We start from the raw sequence: 23,046 nt of genomic DNA, 5'->3' as shown, positions 1-23,046 counted from the left end.
AACAAAGGACATCGCATGGATTTTGCCCTCACCGACGACCAGGTTGCCTTTCGTGACAGCGCGCGCAGCTTCGCCCAGCACGAGCTGGCGCCGCATGCCGCGCGCTGGGACGAAGAAGAAATCTTTCCGCTAGACACCCTACGCCGTGCCGGCGACATGGGTTTCTGCGGCCTGTACACGCCGGAGCAGTATGGCGGCCTGGGCCTCCCCCGGCTGGATGCCGCCATCGTGTTCGAGGAGCTGGCCGCCGGCTGCACCTCCACCACCGCCTACCTTACCATCCACAATATGGTGAGCTGGATGGTGGGCAGCTTCGCCCGCCCGGAAGTGGCCGCCGAATGGGCGCCACGGCTGGCCAGCGGCGAGCTGCTGGGCAGCTACTGCCTGACCGAACCGGGCGCCGGCTCCGATGCCGCAAGCTTGCGCACCCGCGCCGAACGCCAGGGCGAAAGCTATGTGCTCAACGGCAGCAAAGCGTTCATTTCCGGCGCCGGTAGCACCGACGTGCTGGTGGTGATGGCACGCACCAGCGGGCCGGGGCCGAAAGGCATCTCCGCCCTGCTGGTGCCGGCCGACACCCCGGGCATCCGCTACGGCAAGAAGGAAAAGAAAATGGGCTGGAACAGCCAGCCCACCCGCATCATTACCTTCGACAACGTGACGGTACCTGTGGCCAACCTGCTGGGCGAGGAAGGCCAGGGTTTTGCGCTGGCAATGAAGGGGCTGGACGGTGGCCGCATCAATATCGCCACCTGCTCGGTCGGCACTGCGCAAGCCGCGCTGGAAGCCGCCACCCGCCACGTGCAGCAGCGGCAGCAGTTCGGCCAGCCGCTGGCCGAGTTCCAGAGCGTGCAGTTCCGCCTGGCCGACATGGCTACCGAGCTGATCGCCGCGCGGCAGATGGTCAGGTTGGCCGCCTGGCAGCTGGACCACGCCAGCCCGGATGCCAGCAGCTACTGCGCGATGGCCAAGCGCTTCGCCACCGATGCCGGCTTCAAGGTGGTGAACGAGGCGCTACAGCTGTTTGGCGGCTACGGCTACATCAAGGACTACCCGCTGGAGCGCCAGCTGCGCGACAACCGCGTGCACCAGATACTGGAAGGCACCAACGAAATCATGCGCGTGATCATCGCCCGCCGCCTGCTGCAGGACGGCGCACTGGACACGCTGCGCTGACCCGAACACAGGAACCCACATGCACTACGCCAATCTGAACGTCGAAAAAATCGGCCACACCGCGCTGATCACCATCGCCAACCCGCCGGCCAATACCTGGACCTACGACAGCCTGCAGGCGCTAAAACAACTGGTGGCCGACCTGAACGCCGACCGCGACATCTACGCACTGGTGATCACCGGCGACGGCGACAAATTCTTCTCCGCCGGCGCCGACCTCAAGCTGTTCGCCGACGGCGACAAGGGCGTGGCCGCCAGCATGACCATCCTGTTCGGCGAGGCGTTCGAGACCCTGGCGGCCTTCCGCGGCGTCAGCATCGCCGCCATCAACGGCTACGCCATGGGCGGCGGGCTGGAATGCGCGCTGGCCTGCGACATCCGGATCGCCGAGGAACAGGCGCAGATGGCGCTGCCGGAAGCCGCCGTCGGCCTGCTGCCCTGCGCCGGCGGCACGCAGCAGCTGCCGTGGCTGGTAGGTGAAGGCTGGGCCAAACGCATGATCCTGTGCGGCGAGCGGGTGGATGCCACCACCGCGCTACGCATCGGCCTGGTGGAAGAAGTGGTGGCACGCGGCAGCGCCCGTGACGCGGCACTGGCGCTGGCGGAAAAGGTTGGCCGCCAATCGCCCTGCTCCGTCACCGCCTGCAAGACGCTGGTGCAGCGCGCCCGCCACGCGCCACCGGCGGCCAACCTGATCCACGAACGCGAGCTGTTCATCAAGCTGTTCGACACCCAGGATCAGCGCGAAGGCGTACAGGCATTTCTGGAAAAACGCACACCGCAGTGGCAGAACCGCTGAATCGGGTTGCGCCAGCGGCAGACCGGCATTTTGCTGGCCGTGCAAACCACCGCCAGGGCGCTGGCCGCAATAATGCGTGGCGACAGCCACCACGGTGGCAAGCTTTCCTGCCCGTCGCCACAATACGCCGGCCAAGCCTGCCGGCGTGGGCTTAGCGGCCGACATTGCCCGACACAAGCACAAGCGAGAGAACCATGAACGACGCGGTACTGTTTGACGAACTCACCACCAGCAGCGGCCAGCGCATCGGCGTGGCGGTGCTGAATGCCGAAAAAGCGCTGAATGCGCTGAACCTGGAGATGATCCAGCTGCTGGATGCACGGCTGTCGATCTGGGACCGCGACGACGGCATCGTGGCGGTGTTGCTGCGCGGCAGCGGCGACAAGGCGTTCTGCGCCGGCGGCGACGTGCGCGCCATGCGCGAGGCAATTCTGGCCGACGACCACTATCCCAACGCCTTCGCCAGCGACTTCTTCGCCCGCGAATACACACTGGACCACCGCATCCACACCTATCGCAAGCCATTGCTGGTGTGGGGCAGCGGCATCGTGATGGGTGGCGGACTGGGGCTGATGGCCGGCGCCAGCCACCGCGTGGCGACCGCCACTACCCGCATCGCCATGCCGGAAATCACCATCGGCCTGTACCCGGACGTGGGCGGCAGCTGGTTCCTGCAGCGCATGCCGGCCAAGTGCGGCCTGTTCCTGGGGCTGACCGGCGCACCGCTGAATGCCCGCGATGCGCTGCTGGTGAACCTGGCCGACCACATCCTGCCGCAAACCGGCTGGCAGGCGCTGACGGCACAGCTGCAACACGCCCACTGGCAGACCGACACCGCGGCCAACCATGCGCTGCTGACTGCCGTGCTGGGTGAACTAGAAGCCGCCAATGACGACACGTTGGCCGCCAGCAATGTGGCGCGTAATCTGCCGGCGATACACACGCTGCTCAACAAGGGCTCACTGGCGGCGTTCGACCGGGCGCTGCGCCAGGAGCAATTTGACGACCCTTGGCTGGCCGCCGCGGCGCAGAGCTATCTGGCCGGCTGCCCCACCAGTGCCGCCGTCACCTGGGAAATCTTCCGCCGCGCCAAGCACCTGTCGCTGGCCGAGGTGTTGCGTATGGAGCTGGCACTGTCGGTAAATTTTTGCGCCGCACCGGATTTCCGCGAAGGCGTGCGCGCGCTGCTGGTGGACAAGGACCGCCAGCCGCAGTGGACACGCACGACGCTGGCCAGTGTCGATGCCGGCTACGTGGCGCAACATTTTGCCGCACCGTGGCGGCCGCAAGACCATCCATTGGCTACGCTGTAAGTAGCCGTTCCGTCGCGACGGCTGCCGCACAATTACCGCGCGGCAGTGCTGTCTGCTTACGCCGCGCTGTCGGTGCGATTCGGTGCTGACGCCCCGGCAGGCAGGCGAGCACCAACAGGTTTTAGGCAGGATTCCTCACCGCAAGGAGCCGCATCATGCAACACATCGCTTTCATTGGCCTGGGCAATATGGGCGGCCCGATGGCCATCAACCTGGTAAAGGCCGGCTATGCCGTACGCGGCTTTGATCTGGCTGCCGAGGCGCTGGGCCACTTTGCTGCTCATGGCGGCAGTGCGGCGCGCTCGGTGGCCGAGGCCGTGGCCGGCGCCGACACCATCATCTCCATGCTGCCGGCCGGCAAGCATGTAGCAGCACTGTATCTCGGCGACGAGGGGCTGTTTGCCTCGCTGCCGCAGGGCACGCTGGTAATCGACTGCAGCACCATCGACGCGCAAACAGCACGCGAGGTTGGCCGCATCGCCGAGCACAGTGGGCTGTGCTTTATCGATGCGCCGGTATCCGGCGGTACCGCCGGCGCCGCCGCCGGTACGCTGACCTTCATGGCGGGCGGCGATACGGCCAACGTGGATGCCGCACGTCCGTTGCTATCAAGCATGGGGCGGCGCATTTTCCATGCCGGCGATGCCGGTGCCGGGCAGATCGCCAAGGCTTGCAACAACATGCTGCTGGGGATCCTGATGGCCGGCACCTCAGAGGCGCTGGCACTGGGGGTGAAAAACGGGCTGGACCCGGCGGTACTGTCGGAAATCATGGCCAGCAGTTCCGGCCGCAACTGGGCGCTGGAACTGTACAACCCGTGGCCCGGCGTGATGGACAATGTGCCGGCCAGCCATGGCTATCAGGGTGGCTTCATGGCCGAGCTGATGCTGAAGGACCTGGGACTGGCCGAGGAAATGGCGCTACACAGCCATGCGGCCAACCCGCTGGGGGCACTGGCACGCAGCCTGTTCGAGCAGCATGTGGCAGCCGGCAACGGCAAACTGGATTTCTCCAGCATCGTGCAGCAGTTCCGCCGCTGAGCGCAGCCGCAGGGTCGCCCGGCAGCACGCCGGCGACCCTGCGGCCGGGCACCGCAACAAAAGCACGACAATCCCTGCAGTTTTCACAGCAGGCGGCGCGCAATCGGAGTACACTTGCAACTTCGCGCCTTTGCCAATCAGCGCGACCTCCTTCTTAGGCTCAGGCTTCCTGCCTGGCCCACCTCGACAAACAGAACTAATGTCTACCCGGATTGGTATTGTCTTACGCAATGGGCGGGCATCTGATTGCAAACTAATACATGTCAGAATCGAACTTTGCCGCACTGGGCCTTGCTGAGCCCATTCTGCGTGCCGTAGCCGATACCGGTTACACCCAGCCTACCCCTATCCAGGCGCAGGCCATTCCGCAGGTATTGCAAGGTGGCGACCTGTTGGCCGCCGCCCAGACCGGCACCGGCAAAACCGCCGGCTTTACCCTGCCGCTGCTGAATCGCCTGATGGACCAACCGTCCAAGCAAAAGGGCCGCCCGCGCGCCCTGGTACTGACCCCGACACGCGAACTGGCCGCCCAGGTGGAAGAGTCGGTGCGCGAATACGGCAAGTACCTGCCGCTCAAATCCATGGTGATGTTCGGCGGCGTCGGCATCAACCCGCAGATTTCCGCGCTGAAAAAACCGGTGGACATTCTGGTGGCCACGCCGGGCCGCCTGCTGGACCATGCCGGCCAGAAGACCGTCGACCTGTCCGGAGTGGAAATCCTGGTACTGGATGAAGCCGACCGCATGCTGGACATGGGCTTCATCCACGACATCAAGAAAGTGCTGGCCCTGCTGCCGGCACAGCGCCAGAACCTGCTGTTCTCGGCCACCTTCTCCGATGAGATCAAGAAACTGGCCGACAAGCTACTGAACCAGCCCAAGCTGGTGGAAGTGGCGCGTCCGAACCAGACCAATGCCCAGATCAGCCAGAAAGTGCATCTGGTCGACCGTGACCGCAAAACCGAGCTGCTGATCGAAATGATCAAGGCCGGTGACTGGCATCAGGTGCTGGTCTTCACCCGCACCAAGCACGGCGCCAACCGCCTGGCAGAAAAGCTGGAAAAAGCCGGCATCGCCGCCATGGCCATCCACGGCAACAAGAGCCAGGGCGCCCGCACCAAGGCACTGGCCGGCTTCAAGGACGGCAGCCTGCCGGTACTGGTTGCCACCGACATCGCCGCCCGTGGCCTGGACATCGAAGAACTGCCGCACGTGGTCAACTACGAGCTGCCCAACGTGCCGGAAGACTACGTGCACCGTATCGGCCGTACCGGCCGTGCCGGCTGCACCGGCGAGGCGATCTCGCTGGTATGCGTCGACGAGCTGGGCTTCCTGCGCGACATCGAGAAGCTGACCAAGCAATCCATCGAGCGCTTTGCCCTGTCCGGCTTCGAAGCCGACCCGCATGCCGAACCGCAAGCCATCGAAATCGGCCTCGGCCGCTACATTCACGGTGCGCTGACCCCCACCACCGCGCCGAAAGGCGCCAAGGGTGACAGTCGCGGTCGTGGCGGCCAACAGCGTCGTCAAGCCCAGTCGGCACGCGCCAAGCCGGCCGGCGACAAACCGGCTGCCGATGCCGGCCGTGACAAGCCGCGCCAGCCGCAAGGCAAGCGTCCGCCGAAACAGGGTGATGGCGCACCGCGTCAGCAACAGGCGGCGCGCAGCGATCGCCAGGGGCAGGGCCAAGGCCAGGCTCAGGGTCAGGGTCAGAACAATGGTCAGCCGCGCCGCCAGGACAAGCGCAAGGTGGCACCGGGCATGGCCGAGCCGAACGGCAATGTGTTCTACGACAATGGTCCGCGCCAACCCAGCCTGACCATGCACGAGCTGAGCCAGGGCCTGATTCCGGGCAAACAGCCCCGCCAGTACAACGGCAACCCGTTGCACCAGCCGTCGGCATCCCGCGGCCATGGCGGCCCGCGCCAAGGGCAGGGTCAAGGCGGCAAGCCGCGCCAGCAGCAAGCGGCCCTGTTCAACGCGCCCAAGCGCAAGCCGTAAGCGACAGCGGCACTGCGGCCAACCTTGGCCGCCATGCAAAAAACCGGCCCATCTTGCGATGGCCGGTTTTTTTTGCGACTGCAGCTGCCGTAACGTACCGATGGCACCTGCGGTGACAGCGCAACGGCAGACTCACAATGGCGAGCCTAGCGCCTGCGCGCAGGTTTTACCTACGCCGGCGTGCTGCACCACAAACGCCAACTGCCACAGCACATTGGGGTGGTCGCTGCGCGCGGTAGCAGCTCAGCCCTTGGACTGCACGCGATAGCCTTTGGCCTGCAGCGCTTTTTGCCATTCCGCCAGCGCGATCTCCACCAGCGCCGGCTGGCCGGTAAAGCTGAACTCGATGTGCATCTGCGGGATGGCCTCGCTACCGAAGCTGGGCAGACTGGAAAAACGCAACGTCGGGTAGCGGGCGACAAAATCCTGCATCAGGCTGATCAGGTCGCCCTCCCTGGCCTCCAGTGCAATGCAGCCCTGCTCCACATCCGGCGCAGCGCTGAACAGGTGGCGGTAATGCGTGTCCAGCACCCACTCCACCATCGGCCACGCCATACTGGGAAAGCCGGGCACAAAATGCACATCGCGACAGGAAAAGCCGGGAATCTGGTTGACCGGATTGGGGATAATCGCCGCACTTTGTGGAAAGGTACCCATATTGATGCGATGTGGGTAGGCTTCATCGCCAAAACGCCCCTCGATCAGCACCCGCGCTTCTGGATGCACGGCCAGCGACTCGCCCAGCGCACGTGCGGCACAGCCGCGGGTATGGTCGTCCGGTGTTGCCCCGATACCCCCGAAACTGAACACCAGATCGCCACTATCGAAAGCCCTTTGCAGCGCGGCCTCGATACGCTGCGGATCGTCACCCAGATATTCCGCCCACGCCAGCCGCATACCGCGTGTGGCCAACATGCGGATCAGCGCCGCCATGTGTTTGTCCTGGCGTTTGCCGGAGAGCAATTCGTCACCAATGATCAGTGCGCCTGTTTTCATAGCATTTACCCTGCAATCAAAGAACGAATGGCATAGTACAACGCGCCCAGCAATTCACGCAGCGCCTGGTGGTTTTCCTGCAGCGCCCTGCCCTGCGGAATCCAGTTCAGCACGCCATCGCCGTCATAGCGAGTAAAGCCGGTGCCAGCCGGTAGCACCTGCAACCCCTGCTGCTGGAAAAACGGCAGCGCCCGGCGCATATGCCAGGCCTGCGTCACCAGCGTGATGCGACTGATGCCGGCCTGACGGAGCAGGACGGCACTCAATTGGGCATTCTGCAGCGTGGTATTCGATTTGTCCTCCACCCAACGCGGCGGCAAGGCGTAGTCCTCGCGCAGCGTGCGCGCCATCACCCGGGCCTCCGCCTCGCCGCCCAGTGGCGCACCGCCACTGACCAGCAATGGCAAGCCGCTGCGCTTCGCCAGCCAGACCGCATAACGCAGCCGCCCAGCGCTATCGGCGCTCAACACGTTGGCCGCATACTCCGGCGCCGGTTTTTTGCCAGCGCTCAACACCACAATCGCCTGCGTCTGCCGCACCTGCGCCAAATCGGCCGGCGCATAGCGCTCCAGCCAGCCATTGAGCGCCAGCGCCGTAACCGGCAGCGACAGCAACCACGCCAGCAGCGCACCGCTGCATAACAGCACACGCGCCAGCCGTGGACGGCGGCGCAGCAGCAATAGCGCCGCCACGATCGGCAACAGATAAGTAAACGGCGGCAGCAACAAGGCCCCCAGCAACTGGTGCACCAGTACCTGTAGATTGACGCCAGCCATCATTGATCACCCCTCTTCATGCCATCATTGCGCAGCCGCAGCAGCAAAACCGGCGATGCACCATAAAAAACGCCTCCGGAAACCGGAGGCGTTTGGCTTGCGAACAAACAGCCTATTCGCCGAGGTAGGCGTTACGCACCCGCTCGTCGGCCAGCAGTTCCTGCGCCGGGCCGCTCATGGTGATGCGGCCGCTTTCCATCACGTAACCGCGCTGCGATACTTCCAGCGCCAGCTTGGCGTTCTGCTCCACCAGCAGCATGGTCACGCCTTCCTTGGCCACCATCTGGATGATCTCGAAGATCTTTTCCACGATCAGCGGCGCCAGACCCATCGACGGCTCGTCCAGCAGCAACAGCTTGGGCTGCGACACGATCGCGCGCGCCATCGCCACCATCTGCTGCTCGCCACCGGACAGGGTGCCGGCCAGCTGCTTCTGACGCTCTTTCAGGCGTGGGAACAGCTCGTAGCCACGCTCGATGTCGCGCTGGATGCCGTCCTTGTCGTTGCGGTGGAAGCCACCCATCTGCAGGTTTTCTTCTACCGTCAGCTTGCCGAAGATGCCACGACCTTCCGGCACCATCACCAGACCATTGCGCACGAAGTTGTACGAGGCGATGTTGTCGGTTTCCTTGCCATCAAAGTGGATGGTGCCGCCAGACTTGCGCACCATGCCCACCAGGGTTTTCAGCGTGGTGGTCTTGCCGGCGCCGTTGGCACCGATCAGGGTCACCAGCTCGCCCTTGTTGATGTGGAAATCGATACCGCGTACGGCCTGGATGCCGCCGTAGGCCACTTGCAGGTTTTTAACTTCCAAGAGACTCATGAGTGTGCCGCTCCCAGGTAGGCTTCGATGACTTTAGGATCCTTGCGCACCACTTCCGGCACGCCTTCCGCGATTTTCTTGCCATAGTCGAGCACGGCAATACGGTCGCACAGGCCCATCATCAGCTTCACGTCATGTTCGATCAGCAGCACGGTCACGCCGTCGTTGCGGATCTTCTCCATCAGTGCCTTCAGACCTTCGGTCTCGCTCGGGTTCATCCCGGCGGCCGGTTCGTCCAGCGCCAGCAGCTTCGGCTCGGTGGCCAGGGCGCGGGCGATTTCCAGGCGACGCTGGTGACCGTAGGACAGGTTGCGGGCACGTTCGTACGCCACATCCTCGATACCCACGTAACGCAGCAGCTCCCAGGCCTTGGCCGTGATCGCAGCTTCTTCCTCGCGGGTAGCCTTGTTGCGCAGCACCGCGCCCAGGGCATTGGCCTTGGAGCGGATGTGGCGGCCAACCATCACGTTTTCCAGCGCCGTCATTTCATGGAACAGACGGATGTTCTGGAAGGTACGGGCGATACCGCCGGCCACTACGATGTGCGGCGGGGCACGGAACAGGTCCTGGCCGGCGAAGGTGAACTGGCCTTCGTCCGGGGTGTACAGACCGGTCAGCACGTTGAACAGGGTGGTCTTGCCGGCGCCGTTGGGGCCGATCAGACCGTAGATTTCGCCTTTGTTAATGTGCAGGGCAACATTACTCAGGGCATGAAGGCCGCCAAAGCGTTTGTGGATGCCTTCGATTTTCAGCAGAACTTCAGCCATGGCTTAACCTTTCTTGGCATCGTCGAACTCGGCTTGGCGTCGCTTGGACGGCCACATGCCTTCTGGGCGGGTCAGCATCATGACAACCATGGCCAGACCGAACAGCAGCATACGAGCGTTTTCCGGATCGACAATCATTTTGCCGAAGGTATGCATTTGCAGCGGACCGATCACATCGCGCAGGACTTCCGGCGCCACGGTCAGCACCACGGCCCCCAGGATCACGCCCGGGATGTGGCCCATACCACCCAGCACCACCATGGCCAGAATCATGATCGATTCCAGCAGGCCGAAGGATTCCGGCGAGATGAAGCCCTGGAACGAAGCGAACAGACCACCGGCCACACCACCAGACAGGGCACCCAGCGCAAAGGCCAGCAGCTTGATGTTGCGGATGTTCAGGCCCATTGCGGAAGCCGCGATCTGGTCTTCACGCATCGCCACCCAGGCACGACCGATACGGGAGTGCTGCAGGCGGGACACCATGATCACCACCAACACGGTGAGGAACAGGAACATGTAGTAGTACAGGATCACCGGGTTCACCGTGAAGGAACCGATCTGGGTCACCTTGCCCAGCGAGAAGCCGGCAAACTGGATCGGGTCGATCAGGTTGATACCCTGCGGACCGTTGGTGATGTTGATCGGCGCATTCAGGTTGTTCATGAAGATACGCACGATTTCACCGAAGCCCAGCGTCACGATCGCCAGGTAGTCACCCTTCAGCTTGAGTACCGGGGTACCCAGCAGAATGCCGAACATGGCGGCAAAGCCGGCGCCCAGCGGGATGGCGATGTAGAACGGCAGGTGAATACCGAAGTGCGGCGAGCCCAGCAGTGCGAAGGTGTAAGCACCCACGGCATAGAAGGCGATGAAGCCCAGGTCCAGCAGGCCGGCAAAGCCCACCACGATGTTCAGACCCAGCGCCAGCATCACGTACAGCAGCGCAAAGTCGATGGTACGCACCCAGGAATTGCCCAGCGTACTGCCTACCACGAAGGGCAGTACCGCCAGCACGATGGCCGAAGCCAGGAAGGTGCCGAGTTTCTTGTTGCTAGTCATTATTAGCTCCTGCCTGGACTTAAGCGCGGTCGGCGATCTTTTCGCCCAGCAGACCGGACGGACGGAAGATCAGCACCACGATCAGCACTGCGAACGCAAAGATGTCCTGATAGTGCGAACCCAGGAAACCACCGGTCAGGTCGCCGATGTAACCGGCGCCCAGGCTTTCGATGATGCCCAGCAGGATACCGCCGGCCACCGCGCCACCCAGGTTGCCGATACCACCCAGCACCGCTGCGGTAAACGCTTTCAGGCCGATCATGAAGCCCATGTAGTAGTGCGCCTGGTCATAGTTGGCCGCAACCATCACGCCGGCCACGGCACCCAGAGCGGAACCCATCACGAAGGTGGCGGAGATGATGGTGTTGACGTTCACCCCCATCAGGCCGGCCACGCCGGGGTTCTGGCTGGTGGCACGCATGGCGCGACCCAGCTTGGTTTTTTCCACCACGATCAGCATGCCTACCATCAGCGCCAGGCACAGCACCACGATCAGCACTTGCAGCTGGGTAATGGTGGCACCGAAGATATCGATGGTGTCATGGTTCAGGATCGGCGGGAACGGAATGTAGTTACGACCCCAGATCAGGATGGCAACCTGCTGCAGCACGATGGACAGGCCAATCGCGGTAATCAGCGGTGCCAGCTTGGGGGCATTGCGCAGCGGACGATACGCCACGCGTTCGATGGTGTAGCCCAGCAACATACATGCTGGAATCGCGACCATCAGACCGATCAGCACCAGTGCGCCGCCCGGAAGCGCCAGACCGGCATTGCTCAATGCGGTAATAACGGTGATGGTAACCATGGCACCAAACATCACGACTTCGCCATGAGCGAAGTTGATGAGGCCCATGATCCCGTACACCATGGTGTAGCCGAGTGCAATCAGGGCATAAATACTGCCCAGCACCAGGCCATTCAGGATCTGTTGCAGAAAAATGTCCACGGTGGGATCTCCTTTGGATGAACTTCCCGACGGCTTTTTTGAAAGGGTAACCCCGTTGCCGCCTTACCAGCCATGTAGCGCCGACTGTCAACCAGCCCTACAAGCCGAGCGGATTATGTAGGCGTATCCAATCGACTGTCAACGATAAAACAAGCAAAACTGGACGTTTTCCGACAAAATTTCCACAAGATGTAACCAATTGATTTAATTGAGTTTTATGGCAATAAAAAAACAGGCGGCCGCCATGTTGCGGTGCAACCAAGCGGCTTTTCCTGTTTTCTTTTTGCTAGCCAACTAAATTAGAAATTTTCGTATTTTTCCATTCTGAAATCATATAGATTCGAATACGAAAAGCACCATGATCGTTTTCGCACCATTCATGGGCAAATTCATGCACCAATACTGTATACAATCTATCGTATTCGTTTGTGAACGCAAAAAGAAAACCGCCGCACGATATTATCGTGCGGCGGTTTCTGCCTGATAGCGCTGGCGGCGTAGCCTTACAGCAGCTGAAACGGATAGACCGACCCCAGACGCAGAATGCCAGTCAGCTCGTCCAGCGCGGTACGACACTCCAGCAACAGCTGCGGGTCGCCCAGGTCGGCCGGGGCAATGCGATCACGATAATGCTTGTCTACCCAAGCATTAAGCGTGCCAAACAATGCATCGCTCATCATTACATTCGGATTGACGGCGGCAATCTCGCGTTCCGACAGCGCCACACGCAGGCGCAGGCAGGCCGGGCCGCCACCGTTCTGCATGCTTTGCTTCAGGTCGTAGACGCGCACTTCGTCGATCGGGCCGCCGCTGCTCACCAGCTTCTGCAGGTAAGTCCACACCCGTTCGATATTGCGGCACTCTTCCGGCACCACGATAATCATCTTGCCTTCCGGCTTGGACAACAGCTGGCTGTTGAACAGGTAGCTCTTCACCGCCTCTTCCACACTCACCTCGGCCAGCGGCACCTCGATGGCAATGAATTTGCCACCGGCTGCGGCCAACTTGCGATCCAGCTCGGCCAGCACGTCGGCCTGATGCAGGAACGACTTCTCGTGATGGAACAGCACGTTGGCATTACCCACCGAGATCACGTCGTTGTGGAACACGCCGGCATCGATGGTGGCCGGATCCTGCTGCGCATACACCACGCCCTCTTCTTTCAGACCGTGCAGACGGGCGATCGCCTGGCAGGCTTCCAGCGTCTGGCGTGCCGGGAAGCGTGTCGGTGCCGGGTAGCGGCTGTCGAAAGCCGCGGCGCCAAACACGAAGAACTCCACGCCGGCACCATCGTACTCATGGCAGAAGCGGGTATGGTTGGCCGCACCTTCGTCACCGAAGTGCATCTGCGCCGGCAGCGCTTCGTGCACCATGAAACGCGACTCGTCGGCAAACATCGCCTGCAGGATGCGACGGGTGGTCGGATGCTCGATGGAGCGATGGAACTTGTTGTTCAGGTTGGCCGGCGTGAAATGCACGCGGCCATCAGCGGTATCGCCGGACGGGCTGACGGTCGCCGCGTTGGCAGTCCACATGCAGGATGCCGAAGACGCTGCCGCCAGAATGGCCGGCGCTTCCTTGGCCGCGCGCTCTACCACTTGCGCGTCGGTGCCGGAAAAACCCAGACGCCGCAGGCTGGCCACATCCGGGCGCTCGTGCGGGGCCAGCACGCCCTGCTTGAAGCCCATGTCGTGCAGCGCCTTCATCTTGGCCAGGCCCTGCTTGGCGGCCAGGCGCGGGTTGGACACCGCGTTCTGGTTGCCGGTAGAGGCCACATTGCCGTAGGACAGGCCGCTGTAGTTGTGCGTCGGGCCTACCAGGCCGTCGAAGTTCACTTCAAAAGCGTTGCTCACAGTACGATCCCCGGAGAAAGTTGAGTCGGAACGGTCAGGCTGTCGCATTCCAGCGATGCCACCGGCCAGGCGCAGTAATCGGCTGCGTAGTAGGCGCTAGGGCGATGGTTGCCCGAGGCGCCGATGCCGCCGAACGGGGCGGCGCTGGAGGCGCCGGTCAGCGGCTTGTTCCAGTTCACCACGCCGGCGCGGCTTTCCAACAGGTAGTGTTCATATTCAGCACGCTCATCCGACAGCACGCCGCCGGCCAGGCCGAAGCGGGTGTCGTTGGCGATGTCGATGGCCTGCTCGAACGAGGTGTAGCGAATCACCTGCAGCAGCGGGCCGAAGAACTCGTCGTCCGGACGCTGGGCGTTGGTGGTATCGATGATGCCCGGCGACAGGATGGCGCCGGTATCGGACAGGCGTTTCATTTCCAGCAGGCTGATGCCGCCACTGGCCAGCAAGGCTGCCTGCGCCTTGAGCAGGCCGTCGGCGGCGGCAGTGGAAATCACCGAACCCATGAACGGCTGCGGCTCATCGTTATACAGACCCACCTTGAGGTTGGCCGCAACCTGCACCAGACGCACCACAAAGGCATCGCCCCACTGCCCTGCCGGTACCAGCAGGCGGCGAGCGCAGGTGCAGCGCTGACCGGCGGAAACAAAGGCGGACTGGATCACGTGATGCACCGCGGCATCCACGTCGGCCACCTTACCAACGATCAACGGGTTGTTGCCGCCCATTTCCAGCGCCAGGATTTTCTCTGGCTGGCCGGCAAAATTCTTGTGCAGCAGGTTGCCGGTGCTGGAGCTACCGGTGAAGAACAGGCCATCCAGCCCGGCGTGATTGGCCAGCGCGATACCGGTTTTCTTGGCACCTTGCGTCAGGTTGATCACCCCTGCCGGCAGGCCGGCTTCGTTCCACAGGCGCACGGTTTCTTGTGCGGTCCACGGCGTCAGCTCCGACGGCTTGAAGATCACGGTGTTACCGGCGATCAGCGCCGGCACGATGTGGCCGTTGGGCAGGTGACCCGGAAAATTGTATGGGCCGAACACCGCTACCACACCATGCGGCTTGTGGCGCAGCACGGCCTGGGCATCGCCCATCACCGCGGACTTGTCGCCGGTACGCTCCTGGTAGGATTTCACCGAGATGTCTACCTTGTTCACCATGGTGGTGACTTCGGTCTGCGCTTCCCACAGCGGCTTGCCGGTTTCCTTGGCGATGACCTCGGCCAGCTGGGCCTTGTTGGCGGCCAGCAGTTCGCCAAAACGGCGGATGATGGCAATGCGAGCCTCCAGCCCCAGACGCGCCCAGGACTTGAACGCACCGCGTGCGGCGTTGACGGCGGCATCCACCTGCTCGGCACTGGCGGCCTGGCCTTGCCAGATGACTTCGCCAGTTGCCGGGTTATGCTTGGTCAGCGCTTCGCCGGCACCCGCCAGCCACAGACCATTGATGAATTGGGTACTCACTGGGCAGTCTCCTTCGGCGACAGTGCAACCACGCGCACCATGTCACCCTGCTTGATATTCAGTGCCGCTGCTTGTTCGGCAGTGATGTCGATTTGGTCTTTCGCCACCGGCTGTGCCGCCATGATCACGCGGAAGTCGGTCAGGCTGGTATTGGACAGCAGCTGGCATTCGCCTTCGGCAACTGCCGCCACCACATTCACCGGCAACAGCCGGCTATCGCGCACGGCACGGATATCCTGGGTATAGGACTGCACGGTCGGGCCACCATCGAAGATGTCGACATAGCCTTCGTAACGGAAGCCCTCGCCATACAGCATCGCCACCGCCGGACGGGTGTTGTCGTGGGTCTGGCCGATCACCGCCTGCGCCTCTTGTGGCAGGAAGTCGATATACACCGGGAATTTCGGCATCAGCTCGGCGACGAACGCCTTCTGCCCCACGCCGGTCAGATAGTCGGCCTCAGCAAAATCAATGGAGAAGAAGTGGCGACCCAGCGCTTCCCACAGCGGCGATTTGCCATTCTCGTCCGACACACCACGCATTTCGGCCACCACCACCTTGCCGAACAGCTGCGGGAACTGCGCCAGGAACAGGAAGCGGCTCTTGGACAACAGGCCACCGTTGCGGTTAACGCGGAAATCCGGGTGCAGGAACAGCGTGCACAGCTCGCTGTAGCCAGTATGGTCGTTGGACAGGAACAGGGTTTCGTGCCGGGTGTACACCCCCAGCTCTTCCGAGGCATGCACGATGGTACCGACGCGGTAGTTGTACCAGGGCTCCTTCAGGCCGACAGCGGCCTCCAGCGCACAGATACCCCCCACGCGGCCGCTCTCGCTGTCTTCCAGCACGAATACATAGCCGCAGTCGGCCAGCTCGGCATCGCCGGCAAAGGTTTTCTCGGAGCGCGCAATGCGTGCGGCCAACCTTTCAACATTCACCGGCAGCGAAGTCAGGCCCACGCCGGCGCTGCGAGCCAATTCCATCAGGCCGTCCAGATCACTGGCGCGGATCGGGCGAATGATCATCATGCTGCGTTCCTCCCGGCTTCCGGCAGCAGCGGCACGACACAGGCGTGCTGGCCACTGGCGAGTGCCAGCACACGGGCGGTGTCTGGCGTAATGAACAACACATCGTCCACCAGGGCCGCGTGGGCCTGGGTAACGGCAAATTCGCTGCTGCGATGGTTGGAAATCAGCATCTCCACCTCGCCTTCCGGCAACACCGGCGCCACTTCCACCGGATACAAGCGCTGCTCGCGCAGGCTGAACAGTTGGTCAACTTCGGCCGTCAACACCGCGCCGCCATCGAAAATATCGATGTAGTCGTCGGCCTCGAAGCCTTCACGGGTAAGGATATTGAACGGGCGCTCGAAATCCGGGTGAATCTGCCCGACGGCGTTCTGCGCCGCATCCGGCAGCAGCGGCACGTAGATCGGGTAGGTCGGCATCAGCTCGGCGATGAAGGTCTTGCTGCGCTGGGCGAAGGCCTGCTCTACCTGCGGGAAATCCATATTGAAGAAGCGGCGGCCGATGGCGTCCCAGAACGGCGACTGGTCGGCCTGATCCAGAATGCCCTGCATCTCGACCAGAATGCGGCGACCGAAGCGCTCGCGGGCGGCGGAGATATACAGCAGGCGGGCACGTGACAGCAGTTCGTAGGCACGCAACTGCTGCTTGGGTGCACAGAAGTAACCGCACAGCTGCACCAGACCGGTCAGGTCGTGGCACATGGTCAGCACGTGGATGCGGTTGTTGACCTTCAGCGCCCGCGAGGCATGCACCATGGTCTCGCTGCGGTAGCTGTAGAACGGCTCTTCAAAGCCGGCCGAAGCGCTGATCGAAGCGGTACCCACCACTTCGCCCGCGTCTTCCAGCACGAACATATAGTATTCGCGGCCGGTGCCAGCGATGGCCTCGTGCTCGAAAGCGCCGAGCGAGGACTGGATTTTTTCGTACAGCTTTTCGCGATTGTTCGGCAAACTGGTAACGCCGATCCCGCTATCTACCGCCATCTTCTCGATGACCGGCAGGTCGGAAATACGGACTGGGCGCACTGTCAGCATGACATGCCTCTCTCTCGTAGTGACCCGGAAATCAGGCGCAGCAGCACCCGCCCTGCTGCCGCGCTGACAGCAGGGTTCCCCTGGATTGGTAATGGACTAGTTGCTTCCGGAAGCGGAATCAGGCACGGCTGGCTGCCACCACGGCAGCAACAGCGGCGTCGAAACGGGCCAGACCTGCGTCGATATCCTGGTCGTCCACCACCAGCGACGGGGCAAAGCGCACCACGGACAAGCCAGCCACCAGCACCATCAGTTGCTGGGCTTCTGCGGCTTTCAGGAAGTCGCGGGCACGCCCGGCGAACTCGTCGGTCACCACGGCGCCGATCAGCAGGCCCATGCCGCGGATTTCCTTGAACACGTTGTACTTGGCGTTGATGGCGTTCAGGCCGTCGACAAAGCGCTGATGCTTGGCATTCACGCCGGCCAGCACTTCCGGACGGGAAACGATTTCCACCACTTTCTTGGCCACGGCGGTGGCCAGCGGATTGCCACCGTAGGTGGTACCGTGGGTGCCTACCGCCAGGCTCGGCGCTACCTTGCTGGTAGTCAGCATGGCGCCGATCGGGATACCACCGCCCAGGCCCTTGGCGGAGGACAGGATGTCCGGGGTCACGCCATACGCCTGGTAGGCGTACAGGGTGCCGCAACGGCCAACACCGGTCTGCACTTCGTCGAACACCAGCAGCGCGTTGTGCTTGTCGCACAGCTCGCGCGCAGCCTGCAGGTACTCCTTGGTGGCCGGCAGTACGCCGCCCTCACCTTGCACCGGCTCGATCACCACGGCGCAGGTCTTGTCGGAAATCGCTGCTTTCAGCGCATCGATATTGTTGTATTCGATATGGGTGATGCCGACCGGGTTGGGGCCGAAACCCTCGGCGTACTTGGGTTGGCCGCCAACATTGACGGTGAACACGGTACGGCCGTGGAAAGAATTCTTGCAGGAGATGATTTCGTACTTGTCGGCGCCAAAGTGATCGGCGGCGTACTTGCGCGCCAGCTTGAAGGCAGCCTCGTTGGCTTCGGCGCCGGAATTGCAGAAGAACACGCGCTCGGCAAAGGTCTTTTCCACCAGCAGCGATGCCAGTTCCAGCGCCGGCTCGTTGGTAAACACGTTGGACAGGTGCCACAGCTTGTGCGCCTGTTCGGTCAGTGTGGCCACCAGTTCCGGATGGCAATGACCCAGCGAGTTCACCGCGATACCACCGGCAAAGTCGATAAACTCGCGGCCATCCTGATCCCAAACGCGGGAACCCTCACCCTTTACCGGGATGAAACCGGCCGGGGAGTAGTTGGGGACCATAACCTGGTCGAAAGTTTCGCGGCTGACTTGCTTGCTCATTGATGGTTCCTTCCTGCAATTCGTCTTGAGTTCTTGTGTTGGCGACCCGCCGTCGTGGGGTGCGGCGGGCCTGTCCCTTAGGCTTGCACCGATTCTAATCGAATCTTTCGGCCAGACCATATCCGCTTTGCGACATGGGCTTACACTTTTTCAAGAGATGTACAAGAGTGAACCAAAAACAAAAAATCAAGCCACTTCAATGAGTTGCTGCAGCTTATTTGCATCCGGGATATGAATTTCCCGTCCTTCGACCACAATCTGGGCCTGTTCGGACAGTTTTTGCAGTACCCGCGAGAATGTTTCCGGCGTCAGGTTCAGGCGCGACGCCATTACCTGCTTGTTCACCGGCAGCGTCACCGCGCCGGCGTGCTCGCCCTCGCCCAGCGCCTGCAGCAGGTAACTCACCACCCGCGCCACCGCCCCCTGCAGGCTGTAGCTGGCCACATCCTGCAGCAGGCCGTGCAAGCGCATCGACAGCCCGGCCAGCATGCGCCGTGCCAGCTGTGGGTCGCTATCCAGCAATGCCAGCAGCGGCGTGGCCGGCACGAACAGCACCAGCGCGTCTTCCAGCGTCTGCGCCATCACCGGGTAGCTGCCGGCCATGAACATGATGGCTTCGCCAAAGCTCTGCCCCGGGTAGATGATCTCCACCACTTTTTCGCTGCCGCTGCGCGACGACACGCTGAGTTTCACCTTGCCATACACCAGCACGTGCATGCCGTCGCAAGCATCGCCACGCTGGAACAGCACCGCGCCTTTTTCATAGCGATGCTCGGTGGTGACATTGGCGACCTGCTGCAGGTGCTCGGGCGAGCAGCTGGCAAACAGCGGCAGATGCTGCAGGAAACGGATGGCGGATGCTTGCATGGTGGGTGCTCCTGATTTCTTGACGACTATCATTCTCGCCAGCGTCACGGCAACCGACACTGGCCCTATTAAGATTTCCCGCTGTTAATAACAGTTACCGTCATGAACCACCATACACCATTAGAGCTAATTGCCCGCGCCCCGCATCGCGCCGGCTTTGTCCCCGGCATCGCCGCCGCCGCGCTGCTGACCCTGGCCTGGGCCGCAGAGCTGGCCATGCGCCTGGCCGGTGGCAGCATCAGCACCAGCATCGCCGTGTCGCAGGCACACGGCCTGCTGATGCTATATGGCATCTTTCCATTCTTCATGTGCGGCTTTTGCTATACCGCGGTGCCGCGCTGGCTGAATGTCGGCAACCCCGCCCCGCGCACCTTCGTGGCCATGCCACTGCTGTTGCTGGCCGGGGTACTGTGCTGGCTCGCCGGACTATGGCTGGGCAAGGGCTGGCTGCTGGTCGGCACGGTCGCCCAGTTGGCCGCATTCGGTGGGCTGGTCGTCACGCTGGGGGGCATGATCCGACGCAGTACGGTGACCGACAAGCAGCATGCCCGCTGGGTGGTAGCCGGCTTCGCGCTGGCGGCGGCGGGTCTGCTGTGCGCGCTGCTGTGGCTGGCCGGGGTGTTTGCCAATGGCTGGTGGTGGACGCGCCATATCGCACTGTACGGCTTCCTGCTGCCGGTGTTCCTGGCCGTGGCCCATCGCATGCTGCCGTTCTTCAGCAGCACGGTACTCAAGCCCTACACCCCGTGGCGACAGTACTGGTTGCTGCAGCTGTGGCTGGCCGGCAGCATGCTGCACGGCGCCCTGGGCATTGCCCTGCTACCACAATGGCCGCTGGACCTGCTACTGGCCGCGCTGTTCGGCTACACCAGCTGGCGCTGGCAGTTGCGCCACAGCCTGAGCGTGCCGCTGCTGGCCATGCTGCACCTGGCCTTTGCCTGGCTGGCACCAGCGTTCCTGCTGCAGGCGCTGGCTGGGCTGGGCTGGATTTCGCCGCTGGCTGGGCTGCACGCCATCACCATTGGCTTCTTCATCACCATGCTGGTGGGCTTTGCCTCCCGCGTAATGCTGGGCCACTCCGGGCGGCCGCTGCAGGCCTCGCCGGCACTGTGGCGCCTGTACCTGCTGCTGCATGGTGTGGCCGTGTTGCGGGTGGCCGCCGATATCGCCACCGGTGCGGCCAACCTGTTGCTGGCTTGCGCCGGCATCCTGCTGGCCCTGCTGCTGACGGGCTGGCTGCAACTGGGAGCGCCGTGGCTGCTGCGCCAGCGGGTAGATGGCAAAACGGCTTGATCACCCGTAGCGCATAGACTACCGCCAGCCGATCATTGAAATAACATCTACGCTGAGGAACAGATGCAGTAAAGTTGCCGACTAGCCGCAACCCATCAGGAGAACACCATGTCCGAGGCCACTTTGCTGATCGTGGAAGACAGCCAGAGCCAATGCGCCCTTTATCGCAGCCTGTTTGATGGCCAGTACAACCTGCGGTTTGCGGCCAACGGTCAGGCGGCGCTGACCAGCGTGGCGCAGCAACTGCCGGATGCCATCCTGCTGGACGTGGAAATGCCGGACATGGACGGCTATGCGGTGTGTCGCCAGCTGCGCGAAGCCGGCCACGAGTTGCCGATTCTGTTCGTCTCCGCCCACGGCAAGCTGGAAGACCGGCTGCAAGGCTACGATGCCGGCGGCAACGACTTTCTGTGCAAGCCGATAGACGGCCGCGAAATGCTATTGAAAGTGGCACTGGCGCTGCGCAGCCATGCCGAAAAACGCGAACTGCAGCAAAGCGGCCAACATGCGTTCTCCGCGGCCATGACCGCGATGAGCGCGATGTCGGAAATGGGCGTGCTGATTGAGTTCATCCGCAACGTCGCGCGGCTGGCCAGCTATGACGACATCGCCGCCGCCATCTGCGGCACGCTGGAATCCTTCGGCCTGCATGGCTGCGTGCAGGTATATGGCAGCCGTGGCGAAACCCTGCACTCCAGCGATGGCCAGCCCAGCGAGCTGGAGGCCAGCATCATCGCCAATGCCCGCACCCTGTCGCACATCTATTCCAGCGGCAGCAACACCTCGTTCAACTACCCACACTGCTGCCTGATCGTGCGCGACATGCCACTGGAGGATGAAATCCGCTGCGGCCGCCTGCGCGACCACCTGGCCATCCTGGCGGAAGTGGCTGCCAGCCGCGCCCAGGCGCAGGACGAACTGCAACGCGAAATCGGCGGCCTGCAGCAGCAACTGGACAAGCTGAACGCGGCACTGCTGACCCTGCGCCGCGAACTGCCGGCCAGCAGCGCCGCGCTCGGCCTGAATCCGCAGCAGCAGCAACAACTTGCCCGCCTGTTCGACCAGCAGCTGGTCGCCCTGCACCAGGGCTGACAGCAGCCGCCCCCAGACGCGGCCAGACGGTTATCGCCTGGCCGCCGGCATTTATACCCATCTGTCGCAAAGCCTTGCCGGCATTGGTTGGCAGCCATTTTCACGTAGTGTCGCAACTACAGCAAAACCCGCCTTGCCAGCCACTTTGGGCTAGGGTAAAAGCTGGTTCCTTTTGTTTGCGAGACTTGTCATGTCTGCCCCGCTGAATGTCGCCCTGGTGGGCTACGGCTATGCCGGACGCACCATCCACGCCCCGCTGATCCAGGCCAGCCCGCGCCTGAAATTGCACACCATCGTCAGCAGCAAGGGCGAACAGGTGCAGGCCGAACATCCGGGCGTCCACATCGCCAGCGATACCCTACAGGCACTGGCCGATCCGCAGGTGGACCTGGTGGTGATCGCCAGCCCCAACGACAGCCATTTCATCCACGCCGATTGCGCGCTGTCCGCCAGCAAGCACGTGGTGGTGGACAAGCCGTTCACGGTGACGCTAGACGAGGCGCAACAGCTGATCGTGCAGTCGCGCCGCCACCAGCGCCTGCTGGCGGTGTTCCACAACCGCCGCTGGGATGCCGACTTCCTTACCGTGCAGCAGCTGCTGGCCACCGGCACGCTGGGCGACATCACCCTGTTCGAGTCGCGCTTCGAGCGCTACCGCCCACAAGTGCAGGTGCGCTGGCGCGAGTCCGACGTGGCCGGTGGCGGGCTGTGGTATGACCTCGGCCCGCACTTGCTGGATCAGGCGCTGCAGCTGTTTGGCACGCCGCGCGCCATTCATGCCGACCTGGCGGCGCAGCGCCAGGGCGCCGTCACCACCGATTACTTTCATGTACAGCTGCGCTACCCGCGCCTGCGCGTGCGGCTGTCCGGCAGCTGCCTGATCAGCGGCGGCTCGCCGCGCTTTGCGGTACATGGTACCGCCGGCAGCTACGTGAAATACGGGCTGGACCAGCAGGAAGCCATGCTCAAGCGCGACGAACTGCCCGGCGCCAGCAGCTGGGGAGAAGACCCGCTGCACGGCATGCATTACTGGCAACAGGATGGTGAGGAACACGGCACCATGTACCCGACCGTCGCCGGCGATTACCGCCAGTTCTACGATGGCGTGGCCGCCGCCATTCTGGACGGTGCGGCCAACCCGGTCAGCGGCGAACAGGCGGCCGAGGTGATGCGGCTGATCGAACTGGGCGTGGCCAGCGCCCGCAGCGGCCAGGAGCTGGCGGTCAGCCCCGGTTATTGAGTCACCACCGCAAGCGCCACACGGCCGGATCGCCAGCTCGCTCCCCCAGCATGCGATACCGTTCAACCGCGCAGTGGAGCGAGTCGATGCGGCCACCCCCTCCGGCCGCACCATGCCTCGGCAGCCGCCGGAGGGGTGGCCG

General features: G+C 63.0%; 20 protein-coding genes. 8 read left to right on the top strand and 12 right to left on the bottom strand.

The features are described 5' to 3' along the window. Nucleotides 1-15: 15 nt before the first annotated feature. From ABNW52_RS06910 to ABNW52_RS06890, 5 genes are all read left to right on the top strand, one after another. Nucleotides 16-1,176 carry an acyl-CoA dehydrogenase family protein gene (locus ABNW52_RS06910; protein WP_349585749.1) on the top strand — a complete coding sequence of 387 codons (1,161 nt, stop codon included), beginning with the start codon at nucleotides 16-18 and terminating at the stop codon, nucleotides 1,174-1,176. A 19-nt stretch (nucleotides 1,177-1,195) separates the two neighbouring features. Continuing rightward, nucleotides 1,196-1,975 (top strand): enoyl-CoA hydratase, encoded by a 780-nt coding sequence (locus ABNW52_RS06905; RefSeq protein ID WP_349585747.1) that lies wholly within the window; start codon nucleotides 1,196-1,198, stop codon nucleotides 1,973-1,975. Nucleotides 1,976-2,169: 194 nt separating this feature from the next. Further along, nucleotides 2,170-3,288 carry an enoyl-CoA hydratase/isomerase family protein gene (locus ABNW52_RS06900; RefSeq protein ID WP_349585745.1) on the top strand — a complete coding sequence of 373 codons (1,119 nt, stop codon included), beginning with the start codon at nucleotides 2,170-2,172 and terminating at the stop codon, nucleotides 3,286-3,288. Between the two features lie 155 nt (nucleotides 3,289-3,443). Further along, on the top strand, nucleotides 3,444-4,328 hold the full coding sequence (mmsB, locus tag ABNW52_RS06895; protein ID WP_349585743.1) for a 3-hydroxyisobutyrate dehydrogenase: 885 nt from the start codon (nucleotides 3,444-3,446) through the stop codon (nucleotides 4,326-4,328). A 260-nt stretch (nucleotides 4,329-4,588) separates the two neighbouring features. Further along, nucleotides 4,589-6,328 carry a DEAD/DEAH box helicase gene (locus ABNW52_RS06890; protein WP_349585741.1) on the top strand — a complete coding sequence of 580 codons (1,740 nt, stop codon included), beginning with the start codon at nucleotides 4,589-4,591 and terminating at the stop codon, nucleotides 6,326-6,328. Nucleotides 6,329-6,571: 243 nt separating this feature from the next. On the opposite strand, the gene ABNW52_RS06885 is transcribed toward ABNW52_RS06890, so the two are convergent. The 12 genes from ABNW52_RS06885 to ABNW52_RS06830 all read right to left on the bottom strand — a co-directional run bounded on the left by ABNW52_RS06885 (nucleotide 6,572) and on the right by ABNW52_RS06830 (nucleotide 19,279). Next, nucleotides 6,572-7,324 carry a competence/damage-inducible protein A gene (locus ABNW52_RS06885; protein WP_349585739.1) on the bottom strand — a complete coding sequence of 251 codons (753 nt, stop codon included), beginning with the start codon at nucleotides 7,322-7,324 and terminating at the stop codon, nucleotides 6,572-6,574. A 5-nt stretch (nucleotides 7,325-7,329) separates the two neighbouring features. Continuing rightward, on the bottom strand, nucleotides 7,330-8,103 hold the full coding sequence (locus ABNW52_RS06880) for a YdcF family protein (protein WP_349585737.1): 774 nt from the start codon (nucleotides 8,101-8,103) through the stop codon (nucleotides 7,330-7,332). A 109-nt stretch (nucleotides 8,104-8,212) separates the two neighbouring features. After that, a complete protein-coding gene (locus ABNW52_RS06875; protein ID WP_349585735.1) occupies nucleotides 8,213-8,923 on the bottom strand; it encodes an ABC transporter ATP-binding protein in 711 nt (236 codons plus the stop codon). After that, entirely contained in the window at nucleotides 8,920-9,690 is a 771-nt protein-coding gene (locus ABNW52_RS06870) for an ABC transporter ATP-binding protein (RefSeq protein WP_349585733.1), read from the bottom strand. Before ABNW52_RS06870 ends, ABNW52_RS06875 begins: the two co-directional genes overlap by 4 nt. A 3-nt stretch (nucleotides 9,691-9,693) precedes the next feature. Then, nucleotides 9,694-10,752, bottom strand: a complete 1,059-nt coding sequence (locus ABNW52_RS06865; RefSeq protein ID WP_349585731.1) for an ABC transporter permease subunit — start codon at nucleotides 10,750-10,752, stop codon at nucleotides 9,694-9,696. A gap of 19 nt (nucleotides 10,753-10,771) precedes the next feature. After that, nucleotides 10,772-11,701 (bottom strand): branched-chain amino acid ABC transporter permease, encoded by a 930-nt coding sequence (locus ABNW52_RS06860; RefSeq protein WP_349585729.1) that lies wholly within the window; start codon nucleotides 11,699-11,701, stop codon nucleotides 10,772-10,774. 503 nt (nucleotides 11,702-12,204) lie between these two features. Further along, on the bottom strand, nucleotides 12,205-13,554 hold the full coding sequence (astB, locus tag ABNW52_RS06855) for an N-succinylarginine dihydrolase (RefSeq protein ID WP_349585727.1): 1,350 nt from the start codon (nucleotides 13,552-13,554) through the stop codon (nucleotides 12,205-12,207). After that, on the bottom strand, nucleotides 13,551-15,011 hold the full coding sequence (gene astD / locus ABNW52_RS06850) for a succinylglutamate-semialdehyde dehydrogenase (protein ID WP_349585725.1): 1,461 nt from the start codon (nucleotides 15,009-15,011) through the stop codon (nucleotides 13,551-13,553). Before astD ends, astB begins: the two co-directional genes overlap by 4 nt. Beyond that, nucleotides 15,008-16,039, bottom strand: a complete 1,032-nt coding sequence (gene astA / locus ABNW52_RS06845) for an arginine N-succinyltransferase (protein ID WP_349585723.1) — start codon at nucleotides 16,037-16,039, stop codon at nucleotides 15,008-15,010. Before astA ends, astD begins: the two co-directional genes overlap by 4 nt. Next, complete coding sequence (locus ABNW52_RS06840; RefSeq protein WP_349585721.1) at nucleotides 16,036-17,073, bottom strand: arginine N-succinyltransferase; 1,038 nt, start codon at nucleotides 17,071-17,073, stop codon at nucleotides 16,036-16,038. Before ABNW52_RS06840 ends, astA begins: the two co-directional genes overlap by 4 nt. Nucleotides 17,074-17,191: 118 nt before the next feature. Continuing rightward, nucleotides 17,192-18,412, bottom strand: a complete 1,221-nt coding sequence (locus tag ABNW52_RS06835; RefSeq protein ID WP_349585719.1) for an aspartate aminotransferase family protein — start codon at nucleotides 18,410-18,412, stop codon at nucleotides 17,192-17,194. A 186-nt stretch (nucleotides 18,413-18,598) separates the two neighbouring features. Next, nucleotides 18,599-19,279, bottom strand: coding sequence for a Crp/Fnr family transcriptional regulator (locus ABNW52_RS06830; RefSeq protein ID WP_349585717.1), 681 nt, complete (start codon nucleotides 19,277-19,279; stop codon nucleotides 18,599-18,601). A 102-nt stretch (nucleotides 19,280-19,381) separates the two neighbouring features. On the opposite strand from ABNW52_RS06830, the gene ABNW52_RS06825 reads away from it, so the two are divergent. From ABNW52_RS06825 to ABNW52_RS06815, 3 genes are all read left to right on the top strand, one after another. After that, nucleotides 19,382-20,572, top strand: a complete 1,191-nt coding sequence (locus ABNW52_RS06825; protein ID WP_349585715.1) for an NnrS family protein — start codon at nucleotides 19,382-19,384, stop codon at nucleotides 20,570-20,572. Between the two features lie 108 nt (nucleotides 20,573-20,680). Next, nucleotides 20,681-21,664 carry a response regulator transcription factor gene (locus ABNW52_RS06820; RefSeq protein WP_349585713.1) on the top strand — a complete coding sequence of 328 codons (984 nt, stop codon included), beginning with the start codon at nucleotides 20,681-20,683 and terminating at the stop codon, nucleotides 21,662-21,664. Nucleotides 21,665-21,854: 190 nt separating this feature from the next. Next, entirely contained in the window at nucleotides 21,855-22,904 is a 1,050-nt protein-coding gene (locus ABNW52_RS06815) for an oxidoreductase (protein ID WP_349585711.1), read from the top strand. Nucleotides 22,905-23,046 lie beyond the last annotated feature (142 nt).

Origin of the sequence: Vogesella oryzagri (genome assembly GCF_040148885.1) — a bacterium.
Taxonomy (GTDB): domain Bacteria; phylum Pseudomonadota; class Gammaproteobacteria; order Burkholderiales; family Chromobacteriaceae; genus Vogesella; species Vogesella oryzagri.
This window is presented reverse-complemented; position numbering and strand designations above follow the sequence as displayed.